Here is a 20,537-nt window from a genome sequence, read left to right as displayed (position 1 = left end):
CCGTGTTTAGCGGAGCGGCGGACACATGACGGTGCTCAGGCGGCCAAGGCCCTCAGGCTCTCCTTCTTGTGCTCGCGCAGATGATCCATGTTGAGGTAGCGGGTCGCCTCGAGCCAGTTCTCGTGGATCTCCACCGCCAATGCCCGAACCAGCCGCAGACAGCTCCGCGGGTTGGGGAAGATGCGAACGACCAGGGTGTGCCAATTGGCTCCAACGACCCGCCTCCCGAGGCGGGTTTTTGTTATTGCGCCATTCATGGCAAATGGCCCAGGCGGAATACGATTCCGTTGCGGCCAAGCAGCTTTCGTCTCGTTAGAGGATCCTTCTGAATCGACGGTGGCGGAGTTCGACGCACTCGTTCCGAGCCTTCAGCCGGTTCACTCAATTCGATCCCGAACTGTCACTTCTTGCTCGGATCGTCTGCCGGGTTGACATAGGTGATCTTGAATGGCCCCTCGCCATGAACCTGGATGATCGTATCGCTTGTCGTCCAGGCGAAGTGATTCATTCCGGCCGGCGCGACGCCGAAGCCGCCAGCAGTCAGTTCGACACCTTTCGACTCGTCGAGCTTATCGCCCATTCCAATATGGAAGTTGCCGGAAAGCACCGTTACGTATTCCGTGGTGGGATGATTATGTGCGGCAATTTTGTAGCCCGCAGGTGTCTTCAACCGCAGCACAAAAGCGCCGTTCTTTGAGGGATCTCCAGCGACAACAGCCATTTCCGCGCCAGCGGGAATGACAGCAGGAGCAGGACCCCATTTGATGTCTTTGGCGTTCATCGGCATCTCATCGGCAAACAGAGGCGCCGTCCCAACAAGCAGCAGTGCCAGGGCAGAGGCAAGCTTGAGCATGACAATCTCCCAGTGTCTGTAGAGGACGGCGTCGAGTATCGGCGCGCCGATCCACTTGCCAATTGGAGTCTATCAGGGCAGAGCGCCCGAACGCATCCTGCGAACGGGGGACGCGCATTCGCGGTAGCCGCGGAAGCTGCCGCTAAAAACATTTCCAGGTGAAACGATTTTGTTTGTATCACTGTCGGTGATCGGCCTCGCTAGCTTCCAGATTTCTCTACGGCAGAAGACGGCTTGACGGCCCCTGCCCGGCATCTGAAAAGGACTGGCCTGCGGACGTGGCGGAATTGGTAGAAGCAAGGGACTTAAATCCCGTCCTAGTCCTTTGCACCCTCGCAACTAACCCCTCAAGGCTTGTAATTCCCCGGTTTGCGCCGGGGTTTTGCATTTCATTTTAAGCTCTCCACTCGTGCAAACACGCCGTTTTGGGAAATCGTGTGGGAAAAGGAGAACAGACGTTCATGACCAAACCAATCCACATGAATCTGCAGGCCGGCACCGACGACGAGTTAGACAACTACGCCAAGGGTGGCTCCAGAAGAGGAAATCGAATTAAATCAGCACAATCTTAGAGGTGCGTGAGGCGGTTTCTCAAGCACCAGCACATGACTGCCAAGAGGCGATGTGTGAGTGCTCTTAACCTTGAACCCCTCGTCAGAAAGCGTTTCGATGAATTCGCCATCCGTTCCAGGCGGAACGCGGGCAACGACATTCGAGGTGCGCCTCACAATATTGGAAAGCACCCTTCGCGCCTTGCCTGGGCCGATGTTGCGCTGCATGTGCTGATAGACGGCCAGCAGCAGGACGATATCGTATTTCGGTAGAAGGATATTGCCGAGGCGCCGGCTGCCAAGATTCAGGCGATCGAACCGGGCATGCACCGGGGAGCCACTCAACAACATCTTTGCAGTCTCGATATGCGGCTTGGCAACGTCGATCCCATGGATCGAACTGGGTTTCAGCTTGGATATCTCATAGGCGACAACACCCATATTGCAGCCAACATCGAGAATGGATTTCCCAGCATAGTCGATCTCCAATGAGAATATCCCGTCCAGTCTATCCTCCCATGTTCCTGCAAAACCTCTTTTGAACCTTGACCACCACAAATCATATACTCCTAATATTAGAGATCGCCGAAATATAGCGCTCGTTACCTTCTACTATTCATAAGTCGTGACCAAGAAAAGCCTGCCTCCCCACAAAAACACAGAAAAACATCATGGACACCACGTTCAAGCGCGCTGCGAGGCGCCTTGCTGATCTCAACTTGCGGGAAACTAGGCGCCCGCATTGGAGTAGGAGAGGACGGTGTTTAGGACATCGCCTTCAAAGCTAGTCCAGCCAACCCCATTAACGCATCACGACCACGATCTCCTGGCAGTCGCCTGATGGCTCAGAACCGCAAGGGCATCCACCGTCTGATGCAGCACAGCGACGTCTGCGACATCGGCAAGTGGGAGGTCATAGAGGTGTGGCGCAGCATCCGCGAACACATCCCAGGACTGTCCGACACCGTGGTCTACACAACGCGGCATACGTGCTGCTCGTGGCAGATCATCCGTGGCATCGACATCCGGCGCGTCCAAATCTGGATGGGCCACAAGTCGATCCAGACCACCCTGAACTACGCCCACCTCGCACCCAATCACTTGCTCGACAACCTGACCGCCCTCGAAGGTGGCGCGGCTCCGAGGCTCGTGGTAGTGAACGGCAAATCCTAGGCCGACCGTGTGGGAAACCATGCGGGAGACTGGTGGGATTTCCCCACAATGTGGGAGGTGGGCGTGGCGGAACTGGTATACGCAGCAGACTTAAAATCTGCCGGTGTTTCAAGCACTTACGGGTTCAAATCCCGTCGCCCACACCAACCCTCGCAACGGACTTAAAATCCCTCGATCTCCGATCGTACGGGTTCGATTCCCGTCGTCCGCACCAGATTTGGATTTGCCAAGACAGCTTAAGGGCGGTTCACTTTGCGGGACCGCAATTACCGACAGCTCGCGTGTTGAGCTTACCAGCCTTCAGGTCTGAAAGCTGCGGAAGGGATGCATCAAATCCGGCGTATTTTTCGTAGACTTCCCTGTCCAACGAGATTTGCCGACCGGCGGCAGTAAAAGCGACCATCCCTGTAGTGCCGATATAGGCTCGCGCCGCTCGCATTCTGCAGAAGTATTTTTTCTCGCCGTTGGACACGAACCAGCCCAGCGAGCCTGATGCACCTCGCGACAGCTTGCCGGTCTTGTATCCTTTGCTTTGCAGGTTGGAATAGGATTCAGCGTGTGACGGGGTAATCGATGCCAGGAGAAAGACAGCCATCGAAGTCGCACCCAACCACTTCGGCAAGTTTTTGATAATCATAGATCTGTTCCCTTTCAGCTGCATCTCAGCCCGTTGCGGCAAAGCCGTTCACCCCCCGATCGGGTTCAGCTTCAAATGCTGGATCAGGATAATCGTCTTGGCGTCGATAATCCGACCGTCGTGGATGCCGGCCAGCGCCTCGTCGAGCGGCATTTCCAAAACTTCGATGTCTTCGCCTTCGTCATGCGCGCCGCCGCCGTCGGAAATGCGGTCGGCGGGCGAATAGCGGGCGACGAAGAACCAGAGCCGCTCGGTCACGCTGCCGGGGCTCATATAGGGCGAAAACAGCCGCTGCACGTCCTTCAGCCGATAGCCGAGTTCCTCCTCGGCCTCCTTGCGGATGCAGGTTTCGGGATCGTCTTCGTCGAGCAGGCCGGCGCAGGCCTCGATCAGCGGCTCCTTGTGGCCGGTGACGTAGGCCGGGTAGCGGAACTGCCGCACCAGAAGCACCGTCGAACGCTCCGGATCGAAAGGCAGGATCACCGCGCCGTCGCCGCGATCGTAGGTCTGGCGGGTGTGCGTTTCCCATTTGCCGTCGCGCCGGCGATAGTCGAAGACGGTCTTTTTCAAAACCGCCCACTCGTCGGAAAGGACTTCCTCAGAGCGGATGCGAATGCGATCTTCCATGGTGGACTCCCTGCTGCCGCGGCAAGGCGTAGCCGCGAACGGCGGTTCGTGCAATCGGGCCACCAATTGGTCCAGAGCACCGGTTCACCGTCTCGTGTCTGGCGCTGGCACAATCGGCTGCCTAAATAGCGGCAACCCTCTCCGGAGTTTTTTATGACCTCATCGCTTTTCCAGCCGATCACCCTCGACGGCCTGACCTTCCCCAACCGCATCGCGGTCGCGCCGATGTGCCAGTATTCGGCCGAGGACGGCTCGGCCAGCGATTGGCATCTCTATCACTGGATGAACCTGGCGATGTCCGGCGCCGGCATGGTCACCGTCGAGATGACCGATGTCGAACGGCGCGGCCGCATCTCGCATGGCTGTCTCGGCCTTTATTCCGAGGACAACGAGGCGGCGGCGCGACGCACGCTGGATGCAGCCAAGCGTGTCGCCGCACCGGGCACGAAATTCGGCACGCAGCTTGCCCATGCCGGCCGCAAGGCGTCCAACCGGAAACCCTGGGAGGGCGGCGGCCCGCTGCATGCCGATCAGGATCCGTGGCCGATCGTGTCGGCCTCGGCGATCGCCTACGACAGCGGCTGGCAGGTGCCGCGGGCGCTGGAGGACGACGAGATCCTGCAAATCATCGAACGCTTCGCCGATGCGGCGCGGCGGGCCGAGCGCGCCGGCTTCGACTTCATCGAGCTGCATGCCGCGCATGGCTATCTGATCTTCCAATTCCTGTCGCCGCTGTCCAACCGGCGCACCGACCGCTGGGGCGGCTCGCTGGAGAACCGCATGCGTTTCGCCGTCGAGATCGCCAAGGCGGTAAAGAAGGCGACGCCCAGGCTGATGCTGGGCGCGCGTCTGTCGATCAAGGAATGGGTCGATGGCGGCTTCGAGGTCGAGGATGCGATCGAAGTGGCAAAAGCGCTGAAGGAAGCCGGCGTCGCCTATCTCTGCTGCTCGAGCGGCGGCAACTCGCCCTTGCAGAAGCTGCCCTCCGGGCCCGGCTACCAGGTGCATCTGGCCGAAGCGGTGCGCAAGGCCGTCGGCATCCCGACGCGGGCCGTCGGCCTGATCGACGATCCGCAACAGGCCGAGGCGATCGTCGCCGACGGCCGCGCCGACATGGTGGCGCTGGCGCGCGCCTTTCTTGCCGATCCGCGCGGGGGCTGGCGCGCCGCGGCCACCTTCGGTGAAAAAATCCACCCGGCGCCGCAGCTTGCCCGCTCGGTGACGACGATGCAGCACTGGATGAAGGCGGCGAACTGACGGCGGGTTCGTCTCGCTGGACGGGCCAGCACAGCTTCGCATGGATCCTCTGCCGGTGTAGAGTGGCCGGGGGCCGCGGCTGGGCGCGGCGGGTTGGGGGAGCAGAGACATGTCGTTCAGGGGGATTTCCATTGCGGCCGCCGCCGCGGTTGTGGCCGAGCTGTCGTTCGCCGCGCCGACGCCGGCCGGGGCGCAATATTGCGAAGGCACGGTGCACGGACTTTCCAGGCACTACAATCTGGCGACGGGAAGCGGCTTTCTCGCCGTTCGGGCCCGGCCGAACTCGTCGTCGCGCATGGTCGGGCAATTGTTCAACGGCGACCAAACCGAGATCTTCGACCGCCGCGGAAACTGGTACAAGGTCGATTTCGGCGGCCGCACCGGCTGGGCGAATGCACGCTGGCTGCGCAACGACTGCGGCTATTGAGCTATTTTCGCCTGAGCTAAAAAGCAGTTGCAACCAAATCGGCCGCTCCGCGTTGGCGGCGATGATGGACAGCAAGCCATTTGAAAAGCCGGTCGTGGTCGAACTCGGCCATGTCGGCAAATATCGGCAGATCCGCAGCGCCCAGGAGGCGGCGGAGTGCCTGATGACGATCTGGCCACTCAACCGCGGGCCGCGTCATCGTGATGCCCTCGACACTTGCCTAAAAGTGCTGGAAGGTTATCGTTCGACGGCGGATGCGCGCCGGGCACTGATCGAAGCCGCCAGGGAATCGGACGTGCTGGTCCCAGACGACAGGCTGCCAGACGACAGACTGGCCGACGATAGGCTGCATTGAGGCAACGGGCTTTCAACCGGAGGGTTTCATGGCGAAACTGACCTACAAGATCGTCGAGCATGACGGAGGCTGGGCCTACAAGGTCGGCTCGACATTCTCCGAAACGTTCCCCACCCATCAGGACGCGTTGCGCGCCGCCGAGATCGCTTCGGCCGAACAGCAGGTCGCCGGCAACACCGACGGCATCCAGTACGAGGACGCCGACGGCAAATGGCACGACGAGCTCGCCGACGGCCGCGACCGGCCGCAGACCGAGGTTTCGGATTAGAGTGTGCCGATATCCAGGTGATGCCGGCGTGCTTTACAGGTCGGTTTGGTAGCGCTACCGTCTCAAATCGCGCGTGACCGGGGAGGAGCCTGGGTGCCGTCGCGAGCCAGGCAGGAAAGCGGTTTCCTTCGAAGTCGTTGCGGGAATCAATCGGGAGGAGATCGATGGCGTCTGTCGCGATCGGGGATGTCTACAAATCATTTGGGACCGTCGAGGTCCTGCACGGGGTCAGCGTCGATATAGACGACGGCGAGTTCGTCACGCTGGTCGGGCCTTCGGGTTGCGGAAAGTCTACCCTGCTCAGGATGATCGCCGGCCTGGAAAAGATCTCGCGCGGCCAGATCGCGATCGGCAAACGTGTCGTCAACAACGTTGCGCCAAAGGAGCGCGACGTCGCCATGGTCTTCCAGAACTATGCGCTCTACCCGCATATGACGGTCGCCGAGAACATGGCGTTCTCGCTGATGCTCAAGGGCGTTCCCAAGGCGGAGAGCGATGCCGGCGTGCGGCGCGCGGCCGAAATCCTGGGACTGGTTCCGCTGCTCGACCGCTATCCGCGCCAGCTTTCCGGCGGCCAGCGCCAGCGCGTTGCCATGGGCCGGGCGATCGTGCGCGACCCGCAGGTTTTCCTGTTCGACGAGCCGCTGTCGAATCTCGATGCCAAGCTCCGGGTGCAGATGCGCGCCGAGATCAAGGAACTGCACCAGCGCCTGAAGACGACGACGGTCTACGTCACCCACGACCAGATCGAGGCGATGACCATGGCCGACAAGATCGTCGTCATGCATGACGGCATCGTCGAGCAGATCGGGCCGCCGCTCGAGCTGTACGACCGGCCGAACAATCTGTTTGTCGCCAGTTTCATCGGCTCGCCCGCCATGAACATGCTCAGAGGCGAGATCGTAAGCGACGGCTCGCCGTCATTTCGCGGCGCCGGCGGGATTTCGGTCCCGTTGGCCTCGGCACTTTCCATCGGCAATGGTGAGCCGGTCGTGCTGGGGATACGGCCCGAGCATTTACGGCTGTCCGACAATCAGGGCATTCCGGTCACCGTCGTGGTGGTCGAGCCGACAGGGTCCGAAGTGCAGCTCATCGGCCGCACCGCCGGCGGCGATGAGATCGTCGCAAATTTCCGCGAACGCCATTCCTTCACGCCGGGCGAAACCATCCGGCTTACGGCCGAGCCTGGCCTCATTCACCTCTTTCACGGCGAAACCGGACAGCGGTTCGAAACGCCCATCGGGCAGTAGGACGGCAAGGACAATAAGCAGGAGGAAGCGAGCATGAAATTCACCAGACGTGACGTGATCCGCACCACCGCCGGCGTTGCGGCGGGAGCCTTGGGAAGCCGGCTCATCGGCTCTCCCGCCTTTGCCCAGGAGGGGTTGAAATACAAGCCCGAGGACGGCGCCAAGCTCAGGCTGCTGCGCTGGTCGCCTTTCGTGCAGGGCGACGAGGATCAATGGCTGGCCAACACCAAACGCTTCACCGAAGCGACCGGCGTCGAGGTCCGCGTCGACAAGGAAAGCTGGGAGGACATCCGCCCCAAGGCGGCGGTCGCCGCCAATGTCGGCTCCGGCCCGGACCTGATGTTCGTCTGGTTCGACGACCCGCACCAATATCCCGACAAGCTGCACGACGTGACGGAGCTGGGGGAATATCTCGGCTCGAAATATGGCGGCTGGCACGATGGACCGCACCAATATGCGACACGGCAAGGCAAGTTCCTCGGCCTGCCTCTGGCGACCATCGGCAATGCCATCGTCTATCGCGAAAGCTGGGTGAAGGAGGCCGGCTTCTCCGAATTTCCGAAGGACACGGCAGGCCTGCTCGAGCTTTGCAAGGCATTGCAGGCGAAGGGGCACCCGGCCGGCTTCACGCATGGCCACGGCGTCGGCGACGGCAACAACTACGCCCACTGGCTGCTGTGGAGCCATGGCGGCCAGATGGTCGACGAGAGCAGCAAGGTGACGATCAACAGCCCCGAGACGCTGAAGGCGATCGAATACGCGCAGGAGCTCTACAAGACCTTCATTCCCGGTACCGAAAGCTGGCTCGACGTCAACAACAACCGCGCCTTCCTGGCCGGGCAATTGAGCGTCATCGCCAACGGCATTTCGGCCTACAACACCGCCAAGATCAACAAGGACAAGGATCCGAAACTGGCCGAGATAGCCAAGGACATCCGCACCACCAACCTGCCGATCGGCCCGGTCGGAAAATCCGTCGAGCTGTTCCAGGTGACCACGGCCGTGATCTTCGACTACACGCCCTACCCCAACGCCGCCAAGGCCTACCTGCAGTTCATGTTCGAGGATCCGCAAATGTCGCACTGGATCACGTCGTCGGCAGGCTATTGCTGCCAGACGCTCAAAGCCTTCGACAACAACCCGGTGTGGACGGCCGATCCGAACAATGCCGCCTACGCCAAGGCCTCGGCGACGCTGCGGCCCAACGGCTATGCCGGCCCGCTTGGCTATGCCTCGGCAGCGACCATGGCCGATTATGTGCTGGTCGACATGTTCGCCAAGGCGGTGACAGGCCAGGCGACGCCGCAAGAAGCGATGGAAGAAGCCGAGAAGCGCGCAAACCGCTACTATCGCGTTTGAGCCGGGTTCAGCCGGGCAGCCATGCTGCCCGGCTTCGAATCGCGCATGGCCGCCCGGCCGTTCAATGAGACCTTAGAGGAGCCGACCCATGGCCGTGACCTCCGCTGCCGCTCAGCCACGCCGGTCGGCGCTGTCGCGCATTCTGACGTTCGTGTCCGAAAGTCATAACGCGCTTGGCTTCGGCTTCATGCTGCCGGCGGCGGCGCTGCTGCTGGTCTTCCTGACCTATCCGCTCGGGCTCGGCGTCTGGCTCGGCTTCACCGATGCCCGCATCGGCCGCCCCGGCATCTTCATCGGTATCGAGAACTACGAATATCTGTGGGATGACGCCGTCTTCTGGCTCTCCGTCTTCAACACCTTGCTCTACACGATCAGCGCCTCGGTCCTGAAGTTTGTGCTCGGCCTGTGGCTGGCGCTTATCCTCAACCAGAACCTGCCGTTCAAGTCGTTCTTCCGCGCGATCGTCCTGCTGCCCTGGGTGGTGCCGACGGTGCTGTCGGCGATCGCCTTCTGGTGGATCTACGATTCGCAATTCTCGATCCTGTCCTGGGCGCTTATGGAAATGGGCCTGATCGACCATCGCATCAACTTCCTCGGCGATCCGGAGAATGCGCGGGCTTCGGTTATCGCCGCCAACGTCTGGCGCGGCATTCCTTTCGTGGCGATCACGCTGCTTGCCGGCCTGCAGACGATCCCGCAGTCGCTCTACGAGGCCGCCACGCTCGACGGCGCCAGCCGCTGGCAATTGTTCCGCTATGTGACGCTGCCGCTGCTGACGCCGATCATCGCCATCACCATGACGTTTTCGGTGCTGTTCACCTTCACCGACTTCCAGCTGATTTATGTGCTGACGCGCGGCGGGCCGGTGAACGCCACGCATCTGATGGCGACGCTGTCGTTCCAGCGCGGCATTTCCGGAGGCCAGCTTGGCGAAGGCGCCGCGATCGCAGTTGCCATGATCCCGTTCCTGCTGGCGGCGATCCTGTTCAGCTATTTTGGCCTGCAGCGTCGCAAATGGCAGCAGGGCGGCGGAGATTGACATGACCGCGATCGAAACGAGCAAACGCCCGGAACTCGACGAAGGCGGCATGGGCTACCTGCAGAGTTTGCCGCGGCGCGTGGTGACGGTCTACCTGCCGTTGCTGATCTTCGTCATCGTGCTGTTGTTTCCGTTCTACTGGATGACGATCACGGCGGTTAAGCCCAACCTCGAGATGACCGACTACGCCAATTTCAATCCGTTCTGGGTGGTGCATCCGACGCTCGAGCATATCCGCTACCTGCTCTTCGAGACGTCTTACCCGGGCTGGCTGCTCAACACGATCATCATCTCGACCGCCGCTACGTTCCTGTCGCTGCTGGCTGCGGTGTTCGCTGCCTACGCGATCGAGCGCTTGCGGTTCTCCGGGGCGCGGCAGGTCGGCCTCGCGGTGTTCCTCGCCTATCTCGTACCGCCCTCGATCCTGTTCATTCCGCTGTCTGTGATGGTGTTCAACCTTGGTCTTTACGACACGCCGTTCGCGCTCATCCTCACCTATCCGACCTTCCTGATCCCGTTCTGCACATGGCTGCTGATGGGTTATTTCCGCTCGATCCCGTTCGAGCTGGAAGAATGCGCGCTGATCGACGGGGCGAGCCGTTGGCAGATCCTCACCAAGATCGTGCTGCCGCTATCGGTGCCGGGCCTGATTTCCGCCGGCATCTTCGCATTCACGCTGTCATGGAACGAGTTCATCTACGCCTTGACCTTCATCCAGTCGTCCGAAAACAAGACTGTGCCGGTCGGCGTGCTCACCGAGCTGGTGCGCTCGGACGTCTATGAATGGGGGGCGCTGATGGCGGGAGCGCTGATCGGCTCGCTGCCGGTCGTGGTGCTCTATTCGTTCTTTGTCGAGCACTATGTTTCCTCGATGACCGGAGCCGTGAAGGAATAGCCAGCATCGTGATTGGGTTCGGAGGTATTCCCGGCGGCCGGGAATGCCCGGGGCGGGCGCCCTGCCGGCCGAGACCGCGTTCCGGGAGGGTGTCAGCTGCCGGTGTCGGACTTCGGCGCAAATGCGCGGTCGGCAATGCGTTCGATGAAAGCGACGACCCGTTCCGGCTCGACGAATTGCGGCATGTGGCCAAGCCCCTCGACAGGTTCGAAATCGAGCCCGCTGATCTTTTCCATCACCGGCCAGCCGTGGATATCGATGCCCAGCACGCGGTCGGAAGCACCAAACAGAATGCCGGCCGGCATGGTGATTTCACCATAGCGTTGCTCGATGCGGCCAAGGTCATGCTCGATGGCCACGACATCGGTCGACGTTGCATAGAAATGGCTTGGCCTGAGCCCGCACCAGCCGCCGCCCTCGACCATATAGTCGGTCGGCGCCGTCTGCGGCGCGAAAATGAAGGCAAGCGTCGCTTCGGCATATTTGAGAGCCGCCGGGATCGCCACCGTACAAGCCATGATCCGGCGCCGCAGCGGCGACTTAATGTACAGCGGGCCGAACTTCTCGAGCGCGTCCGGCTCCAGATGGGTCAGCGGTGCCAGCAAGGCGATGCCGGAAATCGCCTCTGGATGCTCGACAGCCAGCGTCAGCGCGATGGCGCCACCCAGCGAATGACCGACGACCAGCGGCTTTTCCAGCCCAAGCGCGTCGATAAAATGCCGCACGACCTCGGCCTGCTCGGACAGCCGTCCGCTGGCGGCCCTGGCCCGCACCGAATAGCCGGAGCCCGGACGGTCGAGCGCGATCAGCCGATAGTTCGGGCCGAACCGCCCGAACAGCGTGTGGCCGAATTGATGAAGCTGCGCGCCGAGGCCGTGCAGGAAGACGATCGGCCGCCCCTCGCCCGTCTCGACATAATGGATGCGGTTGCCGTCGATCTCGATGAATCTGCCACTGGCCGGCACCAGCCTTTCGGCCTTCGCCGCGATCCGCAGCGTCGCCAGCATCGGATAGGCTGCCACGACGAGCGCCAGCAGAAACAGCGCGCCGGGTAGCCATAGCAGAATCGATGCCGGCATGTCTTGCTCAGGGCTCCAAACCGGCACGCAGCATCACCCGCCAACGGGTGTACTGCAAGGGAGGTGGCACAGGTAGATCCGTCGTTTGGCGGCATTGCCGCCGGCCGTTTGCCGCGCTATCTCAGGCGACCCGTTTGCCGGAGCCAGTCATGACCGAAATCGTCACCGCCGCCATGCTCGTCATCGGCGACGAGATTCTGTCCGGCCGCACCAAGGACAAGAACATCGGCCACCTCGCCGACATCATGACGGCGATCGGCATCGACCTGAAGGAAGTCCGCATCGTTCCCGACGAAGAAGACGAGATCGTCGCTGCGGTGAATGCGCTGCGCACCCGCTATACTTATGTCTTCACCACCGGCGGCATCGGCCCGACGCATGACGACATCACCGCCGATTCAGTTGCCAAGGCCTTTGGCGTGCCATGCGAATACGACGCCAAGGCCTACGCCCTGCTGGAGGCAAGCTACGCCGCCCGCGGCATCGAATACACCGAAGCGCGCAAGCGCATGGCGCGGATGCCGCGCGGGGCAGACCACATCGATAATCCAGTGTCGGTTGCACCGGGCTTTCGCATTGGCAACGTCCATGTCATGGCCGGCGTGCCGGCGATTTTCCAGGCGATGCTCGACAATGTCGTGCCGACATTGCGAGCCGGCACCAAAATGCTGTCGGCAACCGTGGAATGCCCGTTCGGCGAAGGCCTGATCGGCGGGCCGCTGGGCGACATCCAGAAGGCGCATCCGGACACGATCATCGGCTCCTACCCGAAATATGGCGACGGCAAGTTCTGGACGGAACTGGTGGTGCGCGCCCGCAGCCAGCAGGCGCTGGACTCCGCACGCGCAGACGTAGAGGCTATGGTGGCGGGCTTGATCAAGGCAAGCCGAGTGGGCTGATCGGCCGGCCTGACGGAACCAGCATCGCGCAGTGACGTTTGTCACGGATGGGATCGCCGTAAGAAGTGAGGGACTGCCATGCGCTTCAAGACCATCGTCGCCATACTACAGAACGAACAGGATGCCGAGCGCGTCCTCGACTGCGCGATCCCGCTGGCAGGCCGGTTCCAGAGCCATCTGATCGGCATCCATGCCGAGGCGCTGCCCGTGCCCTACACCTCTGCCACCGGCTTTCCGGACACCGAGTTCCTGCAGGTTTCCGCCGATATGAACCGGGAGCGCGCCGAGAAGTTGCAGGCCGCCTTTCACAAGCGCATCGAGAATTCCGGCCTGTCGTTCGAGTGGCGCAGTCTCGAGAGTTTTTCCGGCGACAGTGCGCTGACCGGCATCTCGACCGTTCGCACCGCGGACCTGATCATCGCCGCGCAGCGCGAATCGGGCAGCGACCCGAGCGCCGACGTCGACACGCTGGTCTACGATGCCGGCCGGCCGGTGCTGGTGGTGCCGCATTCGGGTCCGCTCGTCACTAGCTTCAAGCACGTGCTGCTCGCCTGGAACGGCAGCAAGGAAGCCGCGCGCGCGGCCTTCGATGCCCTGCCCTTCATCATCGAGGCCGAGAAGACGGACATCGTCGTCATCGACCCGCCAGATACGCTGGACGAGGCGCCGGAAACAGCCGGCGCCGAGATCGCCGCCTCGCTGTCCAGGCATGGCGCGACCGTCAGCGTCTCGGTGCTGAGGTCCGGCGGCGCCTCGGTCGACGACATCATCCAGACCAGGGTCGCCGAGTCGGGTGCGGACCTGCTCGTGCTCGGCGCCTACAGCCATTCCTGGCTGCGCCAGCTGCTGTTCGGCGGGGTGACGCGAACGGTGCTGCGCACCGCCCCGGTGGCGGCTTTCCTGTCGCGGTAGGTTCACAGGGATAGCTGGCAGGACAATAGCTTTGCCGCGCCCTTGCCAAGGCCAAGCCTTTCCAGTTAATTCCGCGCGCATTCCATAGTGTCTGCGCGCGATGCGCGCTTTGCGGAGTGCGCGAAAGATGTCCCTGCCCGAAAAAGCCTTCCCGGTCTCCTGGGACCAGTTCCACCGCGATGCGCGCGCGCTCGCCTGGCGGCTTGCCGGCGCCAACAAGGGGCAATGGAAGGCGATCGTCTGCATCACGCGCGGCGGCCTGGTTCCGGCGGCTATCATTTCGCGCGAACTTGGCATCCGCATCATCGAGACGGTCTGCGTCGCCTCCTACCACGATTATACCAGCCAGGGGCAATTGCAGGTGCTGAAGGAGGTCACGCCGGCGCTGCTCGCCGATGACGGGGCCGGCGTGCTGATCATCGACGACCTCACCGACACCGGCAAGACGGCGGGCATCGTGCGCGCGATGATGCCTAAGGCGCATTTCGCCACCGTCTATGCCAAGCCGAAAGGCAGGCCGATGGTGGACACTTTCGTTACCGAGGTCAGCCAGGACACCTGGATCTATTTCCCCTGGGACATGGGCTTCACCTACCAGAAGCCGATCGCCGACGATCACGCCGGCTGATTCGCGGCAACGCCGCTTGATGCACCGAGTCCGCCCAGGGGATCTCCGCACACCGATAAAGGCGTGGCGCGACGCTGCTGCAGTCGCGCCATTAGGCTGAGATCGGCGCAGATTGACGGAATCTGGCCGATCCGTGCAACATTTTTTACTTTCATTGCTTATAATTAGCCGTAAGATTCGTGAGACGGCAAATGATTCTGGAAGCTGGGGCAAGCTTCTCCGATGTTGACGAGGCCAACGACGCACAACCATAAGGCCGAAAGGGTCCGGCGACTCTTAGGCGCGGTGCCGTACCGCCTGCAGGTTGCAGCCCTGCCTTGGCGCGATAGCGGGGACGGCGTCGAAATCATGCTGATCACCAGCCGCGATACCGGCCGCTGGGTGCTTCCCAAGGGCTGGCCGGAAGCAAAGGAGCCGCTTTGTGAAGCGGCGGCACGCGAAGCGGGCGAGGAGGCCGGGCTGCGCGGCACGATCTCGCATCACGAGGCCGGCCGTTATTTCTACGCCAAGGTGCTGGATTCCGGCGAGGAAGTGCCGTGCGAGGTGCTGGTCTTCCCGCTGCAGGTCGACAAGGTCGCCGACCGATGGAAGGAAAAGCGGGCACGCACCCGCAAATGGGTCAGCGCCGCCGAGGCTGTGCGCATGGTCAACGAACCCGACCTCAGCCAGATCATCGCCCATTTCTGCGCGGATCCGCATCGGTTCTCCTGAGTCTCAGTCGCGCATAGCCTATTCGCTCAGGTGCTGTGAACGTCGTTGCCGAAGCGCCTCCACCCAGAGCCGACCCTTCCTCGCCGCGCTCCGCTTCTATCCCCGTTATCCACATATGTGACACACAAGATGTTGGGGTCATAAAAGCTACGCAAACGAATCCTTGACGCCGCAAAACGAGTCGCCTTTTATAGGCCATGCGCTTTTGTTGAGAGTGCGACCGGAAAAGTTTCGAGGCCGGTCTTTTTCCCGGAATATGTGCGTTTTGATCCGCATTCCCGCCTGTTTACGAGGCCGGCGAATGCGTGGGATTTTGAAGCCTTGGGGGGCGAAAGGGGAGGATTGTCGGACTTGAATAAATTGTCTGTTAATACTATATTTAGTGTTTGCAGGTAGGTTCGACGCTAGATAATGTGAAGTTCCCTCGACCGAGGGCGTTACAAAAAGTTTTCAGTTTTGAGGGACCCACAGGGTCCGTGAGCGCGTTGGACAGCGGCCTCGCAAGAGGTTCGACCGGCAGGGCGGCGGAGACTGTGAAGATGAGAGCCGGCGGGTTTCGAACGCCGGCAGACGGCGGACATGCGCGTTTCGTCAAGAGGGCAGAAATCCTCTGGGAAAAGCGCTATATGTAGACAAAAGGGACCGGACCAATGCGCATCGAGCGTCGTTTCACCAAGCCAGGACAATCTGCCTATGCGGAGATCGAATTCCGCAAGGCGCTTTCCGAGATCAAGAATCCGGATGGGTCGGTGGTGTTCCGCTTGGACAACATCGACGTGCCGGCGCAGTTCTCCCAGGTTGCCGCCGATATCCTGGCGCAGAAATATTTCCGCAAGGCGGGCGTCCCGGCACGGCTGAAGAAGGTCGAAGAGACGCAAGTCCCCTCCTTCCTGTGGCGCTCCGTCGCCGACGAGGCTGAACTGGCCAAGCTGCCGGAAGCCGAGTGCTACGGTTCCGAGACCGACGCCCGCCAGGTCTTCGACCGGCTTGCCGGTGCCTGGACCTATTGGGGCTGGAAGGGCGGCTACTTCAAGTCGGAGGAAGACGCGCGCGCCTTCCGCGACGAGCTCGCCTATATGCTGGCCACCCAGCGCGTCGCGCCGAACTCGCCGCAATGGTTCAACACCGGCCTGCACTGGGCCTATGGCATCGACGGCCCGAGCCAGGGCCACTTCTATGTCGACCCGTTCACCGGCAAGCTGACCAAGTCGAAGTCTTCCTACGAGCATCCGCAGCCGCATGCCTGCTTCATCCAGGGCGTGCAGGACGACCTCGTCAACGAGGGCGGCATCATGGATTTGTGGGTGCGTGAGGCGCGCCTGTTCAAATATGGCTCCGGCACCGGCTCCAACTTCTCGTTCCTGCGCGGCGAAGGCGAAAAGCTGTCGGGCGGCGGTCGTTCGTCGGGGCTGATGAGCTTCCTCAAGATCGGCGACCGCGCGGCGGGCGCCATCAAGTCGGGCGGCACGACGCGTCGCGCCGCGAAAATGGTCATCGTCGACGCCGATCATCCCGACATCGAGGAATTCATCGACTGGAAGGTCAATGAGGAGCAGAAGGTCGCCTCGCTGGTCACTGGCTCGAAGATCGTCAAGAAGCATCTCGAAGCGATCATGAAGGCCTGCATCAACTGCGAAGGCAATGGCGACGATTGCTTCGACCCGGCGGTCAACACCGCGCTGAAGCGCGAGATCAAGGCGGCCAAGAAGGACGCGGTGCCGGAGAACTACATCTACCGCGTCATCCAGTTCGCCAAGCAGGGCTACACCTCGATGTCGTTCAAGACCTACGACACCGACTGGGATTCGGACGCCTATCTCACCGTTTCCGGCCAGAATTCCAACAATTCGGTGTCGCTGAAGGACGATTTCCTGCGCGCCGTCGAGCAGGACGGCGACTGGCATCTCACCGCCCGCAAGGACGGCAAGGTGCTGAAGACACTGAAGGCGCGCGATCTCTGGGAAAAGATCGGCTATGCCGCCTGGGCATCGGCCGATCCGGGCCTGCATTTCAACACGACGATGAACGACTGGCACACCTGCGCCTCGGCCGGTGCGATCCGGGCGTCCAACCCGTGCTCGGAATACATGTTCCTCGACGACACCGCCTGCAACCTGGCCTCGATCAACCTTCTGCCCTATCGCAACGCCGACGGCACCATCGACATCGCTGCCTACGAGCACACGGTGCGGCTGTGGACCATGGTGCTGGAAATCTCCGTCATGATGGCGCAGTTCCCGTCGAAGGAGATCGCCAAGCTTTCCTACGAGTACCGCACGCTCGGCCTCGGCTACGCCAATATCGGCGGCCTGCTGATGACCTCGGGCATTCCCTATGATTCCGACGAGGGCCGCGCCATCTGTGCCGCCCTCACCGCGATCATGACCGGCACCGCCTATGCCACTTCGGCCGAAATGGCCGCCGAGCTCGGCGCCTTCCCCGACTACGACCGCAACGCGCAGAACATGCTGCGCGTCATGCGCAACCACCGCCGCGCGGCCTATGGCGAAAGGGACGGCTACGAGAGGCTAGCCGTCAACCCGGTGCCGCTGGTCGCCTCGGATCTCAAGCAGCAGGAGCTTGCCGACCATGCCAAGGCCGCCTGGGACCGCGCCATCGAGCTTGGCGAGGAGCATGGCTACCGCAACGCACAGGCAACGGTGATCGCACCGACCGGCACGATCGGCCTGGTGATGGATTGCGACACCACCGGCATCGAGCCCGACTTCGCGCTGGTGAAATTCAAGAAGCTGGCCGGCGGCGGCTATTTCAAGATCATCAACCGCGCGGTGCCCGAAGCGCTGCGCACGCTCGGCTATTCCGAGGCCCAGATCGCCGAGATCGAGGCCTATGCCGTCGGCCACGGCAATCTCAACCAGGCGCCGGGCATCAACCCCGGCTCGCTCAAGGCAAAGGGCTTTACCGACGACAAGATCGCGGCGCTCAATGCGGCATTGAAGTCGGCCTTCGACATCAAGTTCGTCTTCAACCAGTGGACGCTGGGCGCCGACTGGGTGAAGGAGACGTTCGGCTTCACCGATGAGCAGCTCAACGATTTCTCGTTCGAGATGCTGCCGGCGCTGGGCTTCTCGAAGAAGGACATCGAGGCCGCCAACATCCATGTCTGCGGGGCGATGACGCTGGAAGGCGCGCCGTTCCTGAAGGCCGAACACCTGCCGGTGTTCGACTGCGCCAGCCCGTGCGGCAAGATCGGCAAGCGTTCGCTGTCGATCAACAGCCACATCATGATGATGGCGGCGGCGCAGCCCTTCATCTCCGGCGCCATTTCCAAGACCATCAACATGCCGAACGACGCAACGGTGGAAGATGCCAAGGGCGCCTACATGCTGTCGTGGAAGCTGGCGCTGAAGGCCAACGCGCTCTATCGCGACGGCTCGAAGTTGTCGCAGCCGCTCAACGCTTCGTTGCTTGCCGACGTCGAAGACGACGAGGACGAAGCCATCGAGCAGCTGATCGCGGCACCGGCCGCGCAGCGCGCGGTGCAGGTGACCGAGAAGATCGTCGAGCGCGTCGTCGAGCGTCTCTACCGCGACCGCGAGAAACTGCCGAACCGCCGCAAGGGCTATACCCAGAAGGCGGTCGTCGGCGGCCACAAGGTCTATCTGAGGACCGGCGAATTCGATGACGGCCGCCTCGGCGAGATCTTCATCGACATGCACAAGGAAGGTGCCGCCTTCCGGGCGATGATGAACAACTTCGCCATCGCCATCTCGCTCGGCCTGCAATATGGCGTGCCGCTCGAGGAATTCGTCGAAGCCTTCACCTTCACCAAATTCGAGCCGGCCGGCATGGTGCAAGGCAATGACGCCATCAAGAACGCCACGTCGATCCTCGACTATGTCTTCCGCGAACTCGCCGTCTCCTATCTCGGCCGCAACGACCTCGCCCATGTCGACCAGTCGGACTTCGACAAGACTGCGCTCGGGCGCGGCATCAACGAAGGCAAGGCAACGCCCTTCTCCAAGGGCCTGACCCGCGGCGCCTCGCCGGTCAAGCTGGTGTCGGGCATGGGTGCCGAGCCGAAAGGCTTTGCGGGTTCCGGCTCCGGAACTCCGGCCCGTACCGCCCCGACCGCCTTCTCCGGCTCCAACGTGCTGACGCTGAAGCCGGCCAGCGACGAAGCCATCGCCTACAAGCGCGACTACGAGGAGCGCGCCAGGGAACTGGTCGAGGACATCGTCTACGCGGAAGCCTCCGACCCGACGGAGCTGTTCACCGACGAGGCCGCGAAAGAAGCAGCCGAAGCCAAAGCGCTCGCCGCCAACCGGCGCCAGCAATCATTGATGCAGGGCTACACCGGCAACGAATGCTCGGAATGCCATAACTTCACGATGGTGCGGAACGGGACTTGCGAGAAGTGCGATACTTGCGGGGCGACGAGCGGGTGTAGCTGAGCGCTCACATCTTCGATGGCCGATTGGCGTAGACAATTGAAGGGGGCGTTTGCCTTTGATAGCGCCCCTTTCGCCGTACACCCAAACGACGAACGCCGAGCACTTACTGCCATTTCAAACGCGATCCGTTCAGGCGCGTCGAAAATAGAAATAGAACGCGAGATCGAAAAGTATTTTCAAGATAGAAAAACTGGCCAAGAGTTTATCAACTATCAAATTTACCTGTTTCGTTCCTACTTTAATCGCCAATACTCAATAATAAAAAATTGCTGGATCCTATCTAAGACCTCCACAAATGGAGTCGAATTCATAACGATCTTCTCAGGACGCACCTCGATTGACACCATTCTTTACCACTGTATGCATATCTATGCATCGCGCGAGTACAATCAGGCCACCCAGCTAATGCGCGCGAAGAAGAAAAGTTGGCCGGTATTTCGCATCCAATTCCATCAGTTCGAGAGCGGCGCTCTTTGGGAAGGCAGGGCGTCTATCGGCGAGTCACCAGACTACCTTCTAGAACGAGCAGATGCGACGCTTTCAAAGGGGCTAGATCCGACTTCCTCGATAACGTGGCGCCCGAAGCTGATCCCGAAGGACCCCGGCGAAACCTGGCATGGGATGCGCTACCCGAGCTAACGACGCCAAGATAGCCGCCCAATTGCTTCTGCCAGCAATTGCCGTCTATCGCGTCAATGCCGCCAGCCCCTTCGTCGCCGTGGCCGGCAGTCCGCCTAAAGGAGCGATGACATGCGTTACGTGGTGGTGATTGAAAAAGCCGGAAACAATTTTTCCGCTTATGTGCCGGATCTGCCCGGCTGCATCGCCACCGGTGCGACGGTGCCTGAGGTTGAAGCCGAAATTCGTGACGCAATACGCTTTCATATCGAAGGCCTGCGGGCCAATGGGCTGGATGTACCCAAGGGGGTCAGCCTGGCGGAATATGTAGAGGCGTAGAAGGTGCGATCTCCCCTTCTACCCTTGTGGGAGAAGGTGGCCTCGCGAAGCGAGGTCGGATGAGGGGTGCTCCAGCTTGGCACCGGCGGCGCTCCGTCCAACACCCCTCAACCGTCTCGGCGCTCCGCGCCGAGCCACCTTCTCCCACAGGGAGGGCTTTGCATGAAGGGTGTGCTTAACCTGATTGGCCTACTGGGCGTCTTTTGAAGGCGTCTAAGGCCTCGCCCTGTCGCCCTGGCGCGGCA

General features: G+C 61.6%; 21 protein-coding genes, 1 tRNA gene and 1 pseudogene. 17 read left to right on the top strand and 6 right to left on the bottom strand.

What is annotated here, in order from left to right; genetic code table 11:
* Positions 1-35: 35 nt before the first annotated feature.
* From NKI72_RS31140 to NKI72_RS31130, 3 genes and pseudogenes are all read right to left on the bottom strand, one after another.
* A pseudogene (locus NKI72_RS31140) lies at positions 36-197 on the bottom strand (transposase); the annotation flags it as partial.
* A 203-nt stretch (positions 198-400) separates the two neighbouring features.
* On the bottom strand, positions 401-853 hold the full coding sequence (locus NKI72_RS31135; RefSeq protein WP_352837092.1) for a cupin domain-containing protein: 453 nt from the start codon (positions 851-853) through the stop codon (positions 401-403).
* Positions 854-1,410: 557 nt separating this feature from the next.
* Complete coding sequence (locus tag NKI72_RS31130; RefSeq protein WP_352748169.1) at positions 1,411-1,893, bottom strand: class I SAM-dependent methyltransferase; 483 nt, start codon at positions 1,891-1,893, stop codon at positions 1,411-1,413.
* Positions 1,894-2,244: 351 nt separating this feature from the next.
* Between NKI72_RS31130 and NKI72_RS31125 the strand changes: the two genes are divergently transcribed.
* Together NKI72_RS31125 and NKI72_RS31120 are read left to right on the top strand one after the other, a co-directional pair.
* Positions 2,245-2,577 carry a tyrosine-type recombinase/integrase gene (locus NKI72_RS31125; protein ID WP_352837089.1) on the top strand — a complete coding sequence of 111 codons (333 nt, stop codon included), beginning with the start codon at positions 2,245-2,247 and terminating at the stop codon, positions 2,575-2,577.
* Positions 2,578-2,634: 57 nt separating this feature from the next.
* A tRNA-Leu gene (locus NKI72_RS31120) sits at positions 2,635-2,723 on the top strand.
* A gap of 101 nt (positions 2,724-2,824) precedes the next feature.
* Here the strand turns inward: NKI72_RS31120 and NKI72_RS31115 are convergent.
* Positions 2,825-3,214 (bottom strand): hypothetical protein, encoded by a 390-nt coding sequence (locus NKI72_RS31115; protein ID WP_352837086.1) that lies wholly within the window; start codon positions 3,212-3,214, stop codon positions 2,825-2,827.
* A 48-nt stretch (positions 3,215-3,262) separates the two neighbouring features.
* Entirely contained in the window at positions 3,263-3,841 is a 579-nt protein-coding gene (locus NKI72_RS31110; protein ID WP_352541399.1) for an NUDIX domain-containing protein, read from the bottom strand.
* A 153-nt stretch (positions 3,842-3,994) separates the two neighbouring features.
* Here NKI72_RS31110 and NKI72_RS31105 point away from each other — a divergent pair, with 153 nt between their 5' ends.
* The 8 genes from NKI72_RS31105 to NKI72_RS31070 all read left to right on the top strand — a co-directional run bounded on the left by NKI72_RS31105 (position 3,995) and on the right by NKI72_RS31070 (position 10,691).
* Complete coding sequence (locus NKI72_RS31105; RefSeq protein WP_352851737.1) at positions 3,995-5,098, top strand: NADH:flavin oxidoreductase/NADH oxidase; 1,104 nt, start codon at positions 3,995-3,997, stop codon at positions 5,096-5,098.
* Between the two features lie 109 nt (positions 5,099-5,207).
* Positions 5,208-5,525, top strand: coding sequence for an SH3 domain-containing protein (locus tag NKI72_RS31100; RefSeq protein ID WP_352541400.1), 318 nt, complete (start codon positions 5,208-5,210; stop codon positions 5,523-5,525).
* Positions 5,526-5,586: 61 nt separating this feature from the next.
* Positions 5,587-5,880 (top strand): DUF982 domain-containing protein, encoded by a 294-nt coding sequence (locus NKI72_RS31095; protein ID WP_352541401.1) that lies wholly within the window; start codon positions 5,587-5,589, stop codon positions 5,878-5,880.
* A gap of 28 nt (positions 5,881-5,908) precedes the next feature.
* Entirely contained in the window at positions 5,909-6,148 is a 240-nt protein-coding gene (locus NKI72_RS31090) for a DUF2188 domain-containing protein (protein ID WP_023674770.1), read from the top strand.
* Between the two features lie 164 nt (positions 6,149-6,312).
* Positions 6,313-7,398, top strand: coding sequence for an ABC transporter ATP-binding protein (locus tag NKI72_RS31085; RefSeq protein ID WP_352837079.1), 1,086 nt, complete (start codon positions 6,313-6,315; stop codon positions 7,396-7,398).
* A 33-nt stretch (positions 7,399-7,431) separates the two neighbouring features.
* Positions 7,432-8,757, top strand: coding sequence for an ABC transporter substrate-binding protein (locus NKI72_RS31080; RefSeq protein ID WP_352837076.1), 1,326 nt, complete (start codon positions 7,432-7,434; stop codon positions 8,755-8,757).
* 187 nt (positions 8,758-8,944) lie between these two features.
* Positions 8,945-9,796, top strand: a complete 852-nt coding sequence (locus NKI72_RS31075) for a carbohydrate ABC transporter permease (protein ID WP_502893743.1) — start codon at positions 8,945-8,947, stop codon at positions 9,794-9,796.
* Between the two features lies 1 nt (position 9,797).
* Positions 9,798-10,691 (top strand): carbohydrate ABC transporter permease, encoded by an 894-nt coding sequence (locus NKI72_RS31070; protein ID WP_023674766.1) that lies wholly within the window; start codon positions 9,798-9,800, stop codon positions 10,689-10,691.
* 92 nt (positions 10,692-10,783) lie between these two features.
* Here NKI72_RS31070 and NKI72_RS31065 read toward each other — a convergent pair whose 3' ends face one another.
* Positions 10,784-11,770 (bottom strand): alpha/beta fold hydrolase, encoded by a 987-nt coding sequence (locus NKI72_RS31065; protein ID WP_352837073.1) that lies wholly within the window; start codon positions 11,768-11,770, stop codon positions 10,784-10,786.
* A gap of 149 nt (positions 11,771-11,919) precedes the next feature.
* On the opposite strand from NKI72_RS31065, the gene NKI72_RS31060 reads away from it, so the two are divergent.
* From NKI72_RS31060 to NKI72_RS31030, 7 genes are all read left to right on the top strand, one after another.
* A complete protein-coding gene (locus NKI72_RS31060; RefSeq protein WP_352748193.1) occupies positions 11,920-12,669 on the top strand; it encodes a competence/damage-inducible protein A in 750 nt (249 codons plus the stop codon).
* A gap of 78 nt (positions 12,670-12,747) precedes the next feature.
* Positions 12,748-13,581, top strand: a complete 834-nt coding sequence (locus NKI72_RS31055) for a universal stress protein (protein ID WP_352699960.1) — start codon at positions 12,748-12,750, stop codon at positions 13,579-13,581.
* Positions 13,582-13,708: 127 nt separating this feature from the next.
* Positions 13,709-14,209: a xanthine phosphoribosyltransferase gene (gpt, locus tag NKI72_RS31050; protein WP_023674762.1), complete on the top strand. Its 501-nt coding sequence runs from the start codon at positions 13,709-13,711 to the stop codon at positions 14,207-14,209.
* Between the two features lie 222 nt (positions 14,210-14,431).
* Positions 14,432-14,920, top strand: coding sequence for an NUDIX hydrolase (locus tag NKI72_RS31045; RefSeq protein ID WP_352541407.1), 489 nt, complete (start codon positions 14,432-14,434; stop codon positions 14,918-14,920).
* A gap of 650 nt (positions 14,921-15,570) precedes the next feature.
* Positions 15,571-19,335 carry a vitamin B12-dependent ribonucleotide reductase gene (locus NKI72_RS31040; RefSeq protein WP_352837069.1) on the top strand — a complete coding sequence of 1,255 codons (3,765 nt, stop codon included), beginning with the start codon at positions 15,571-15,573 and terminating at the stop codon, positions 19,333-19,335.
* Between the two features lie 36 nt (positions 19,336-19,371).
* Positions 19,372-19,974, top strand: a complete 603-nt coding sequence (locus tag NKI72_RS31035) for a hypothetical protein (RefSeq protein ID WP_352851735.1) — start codon at positions 19,372-19,374, stop codon at positions 19,972-19,974.
* Positions 19,975-20,085: 111 nt separating this feature from the next.
* The gene (locus tag NKI72_RS31030; protein WP_352837584.1) at positions 20,086-20,292 is read left to right on the top strand and encodes a type II toxin-antitoxin system HicB family antitoxin; all 207 of its coding nucleotides are present in this window, start codon (positions 20,086-20,088) and stop codon (positions 20,290-20,292) included.
* Positions 20,293-20,537: the final 245 nt, after the last annotated feature.

Origin of the sequence: Mesorhizobium sp. M0437 (assembly GCF_040321335.1) — a bacterium.
Classification (GTDB): Bacteria; Pseudomonadota; Alphaproteobacteria; order Rhizobiales; family Rhizobiaceae; genus Mesorhizobium.
This window is presented reverse-complemented; position numbering and strand designations above follow the sequence as displayed.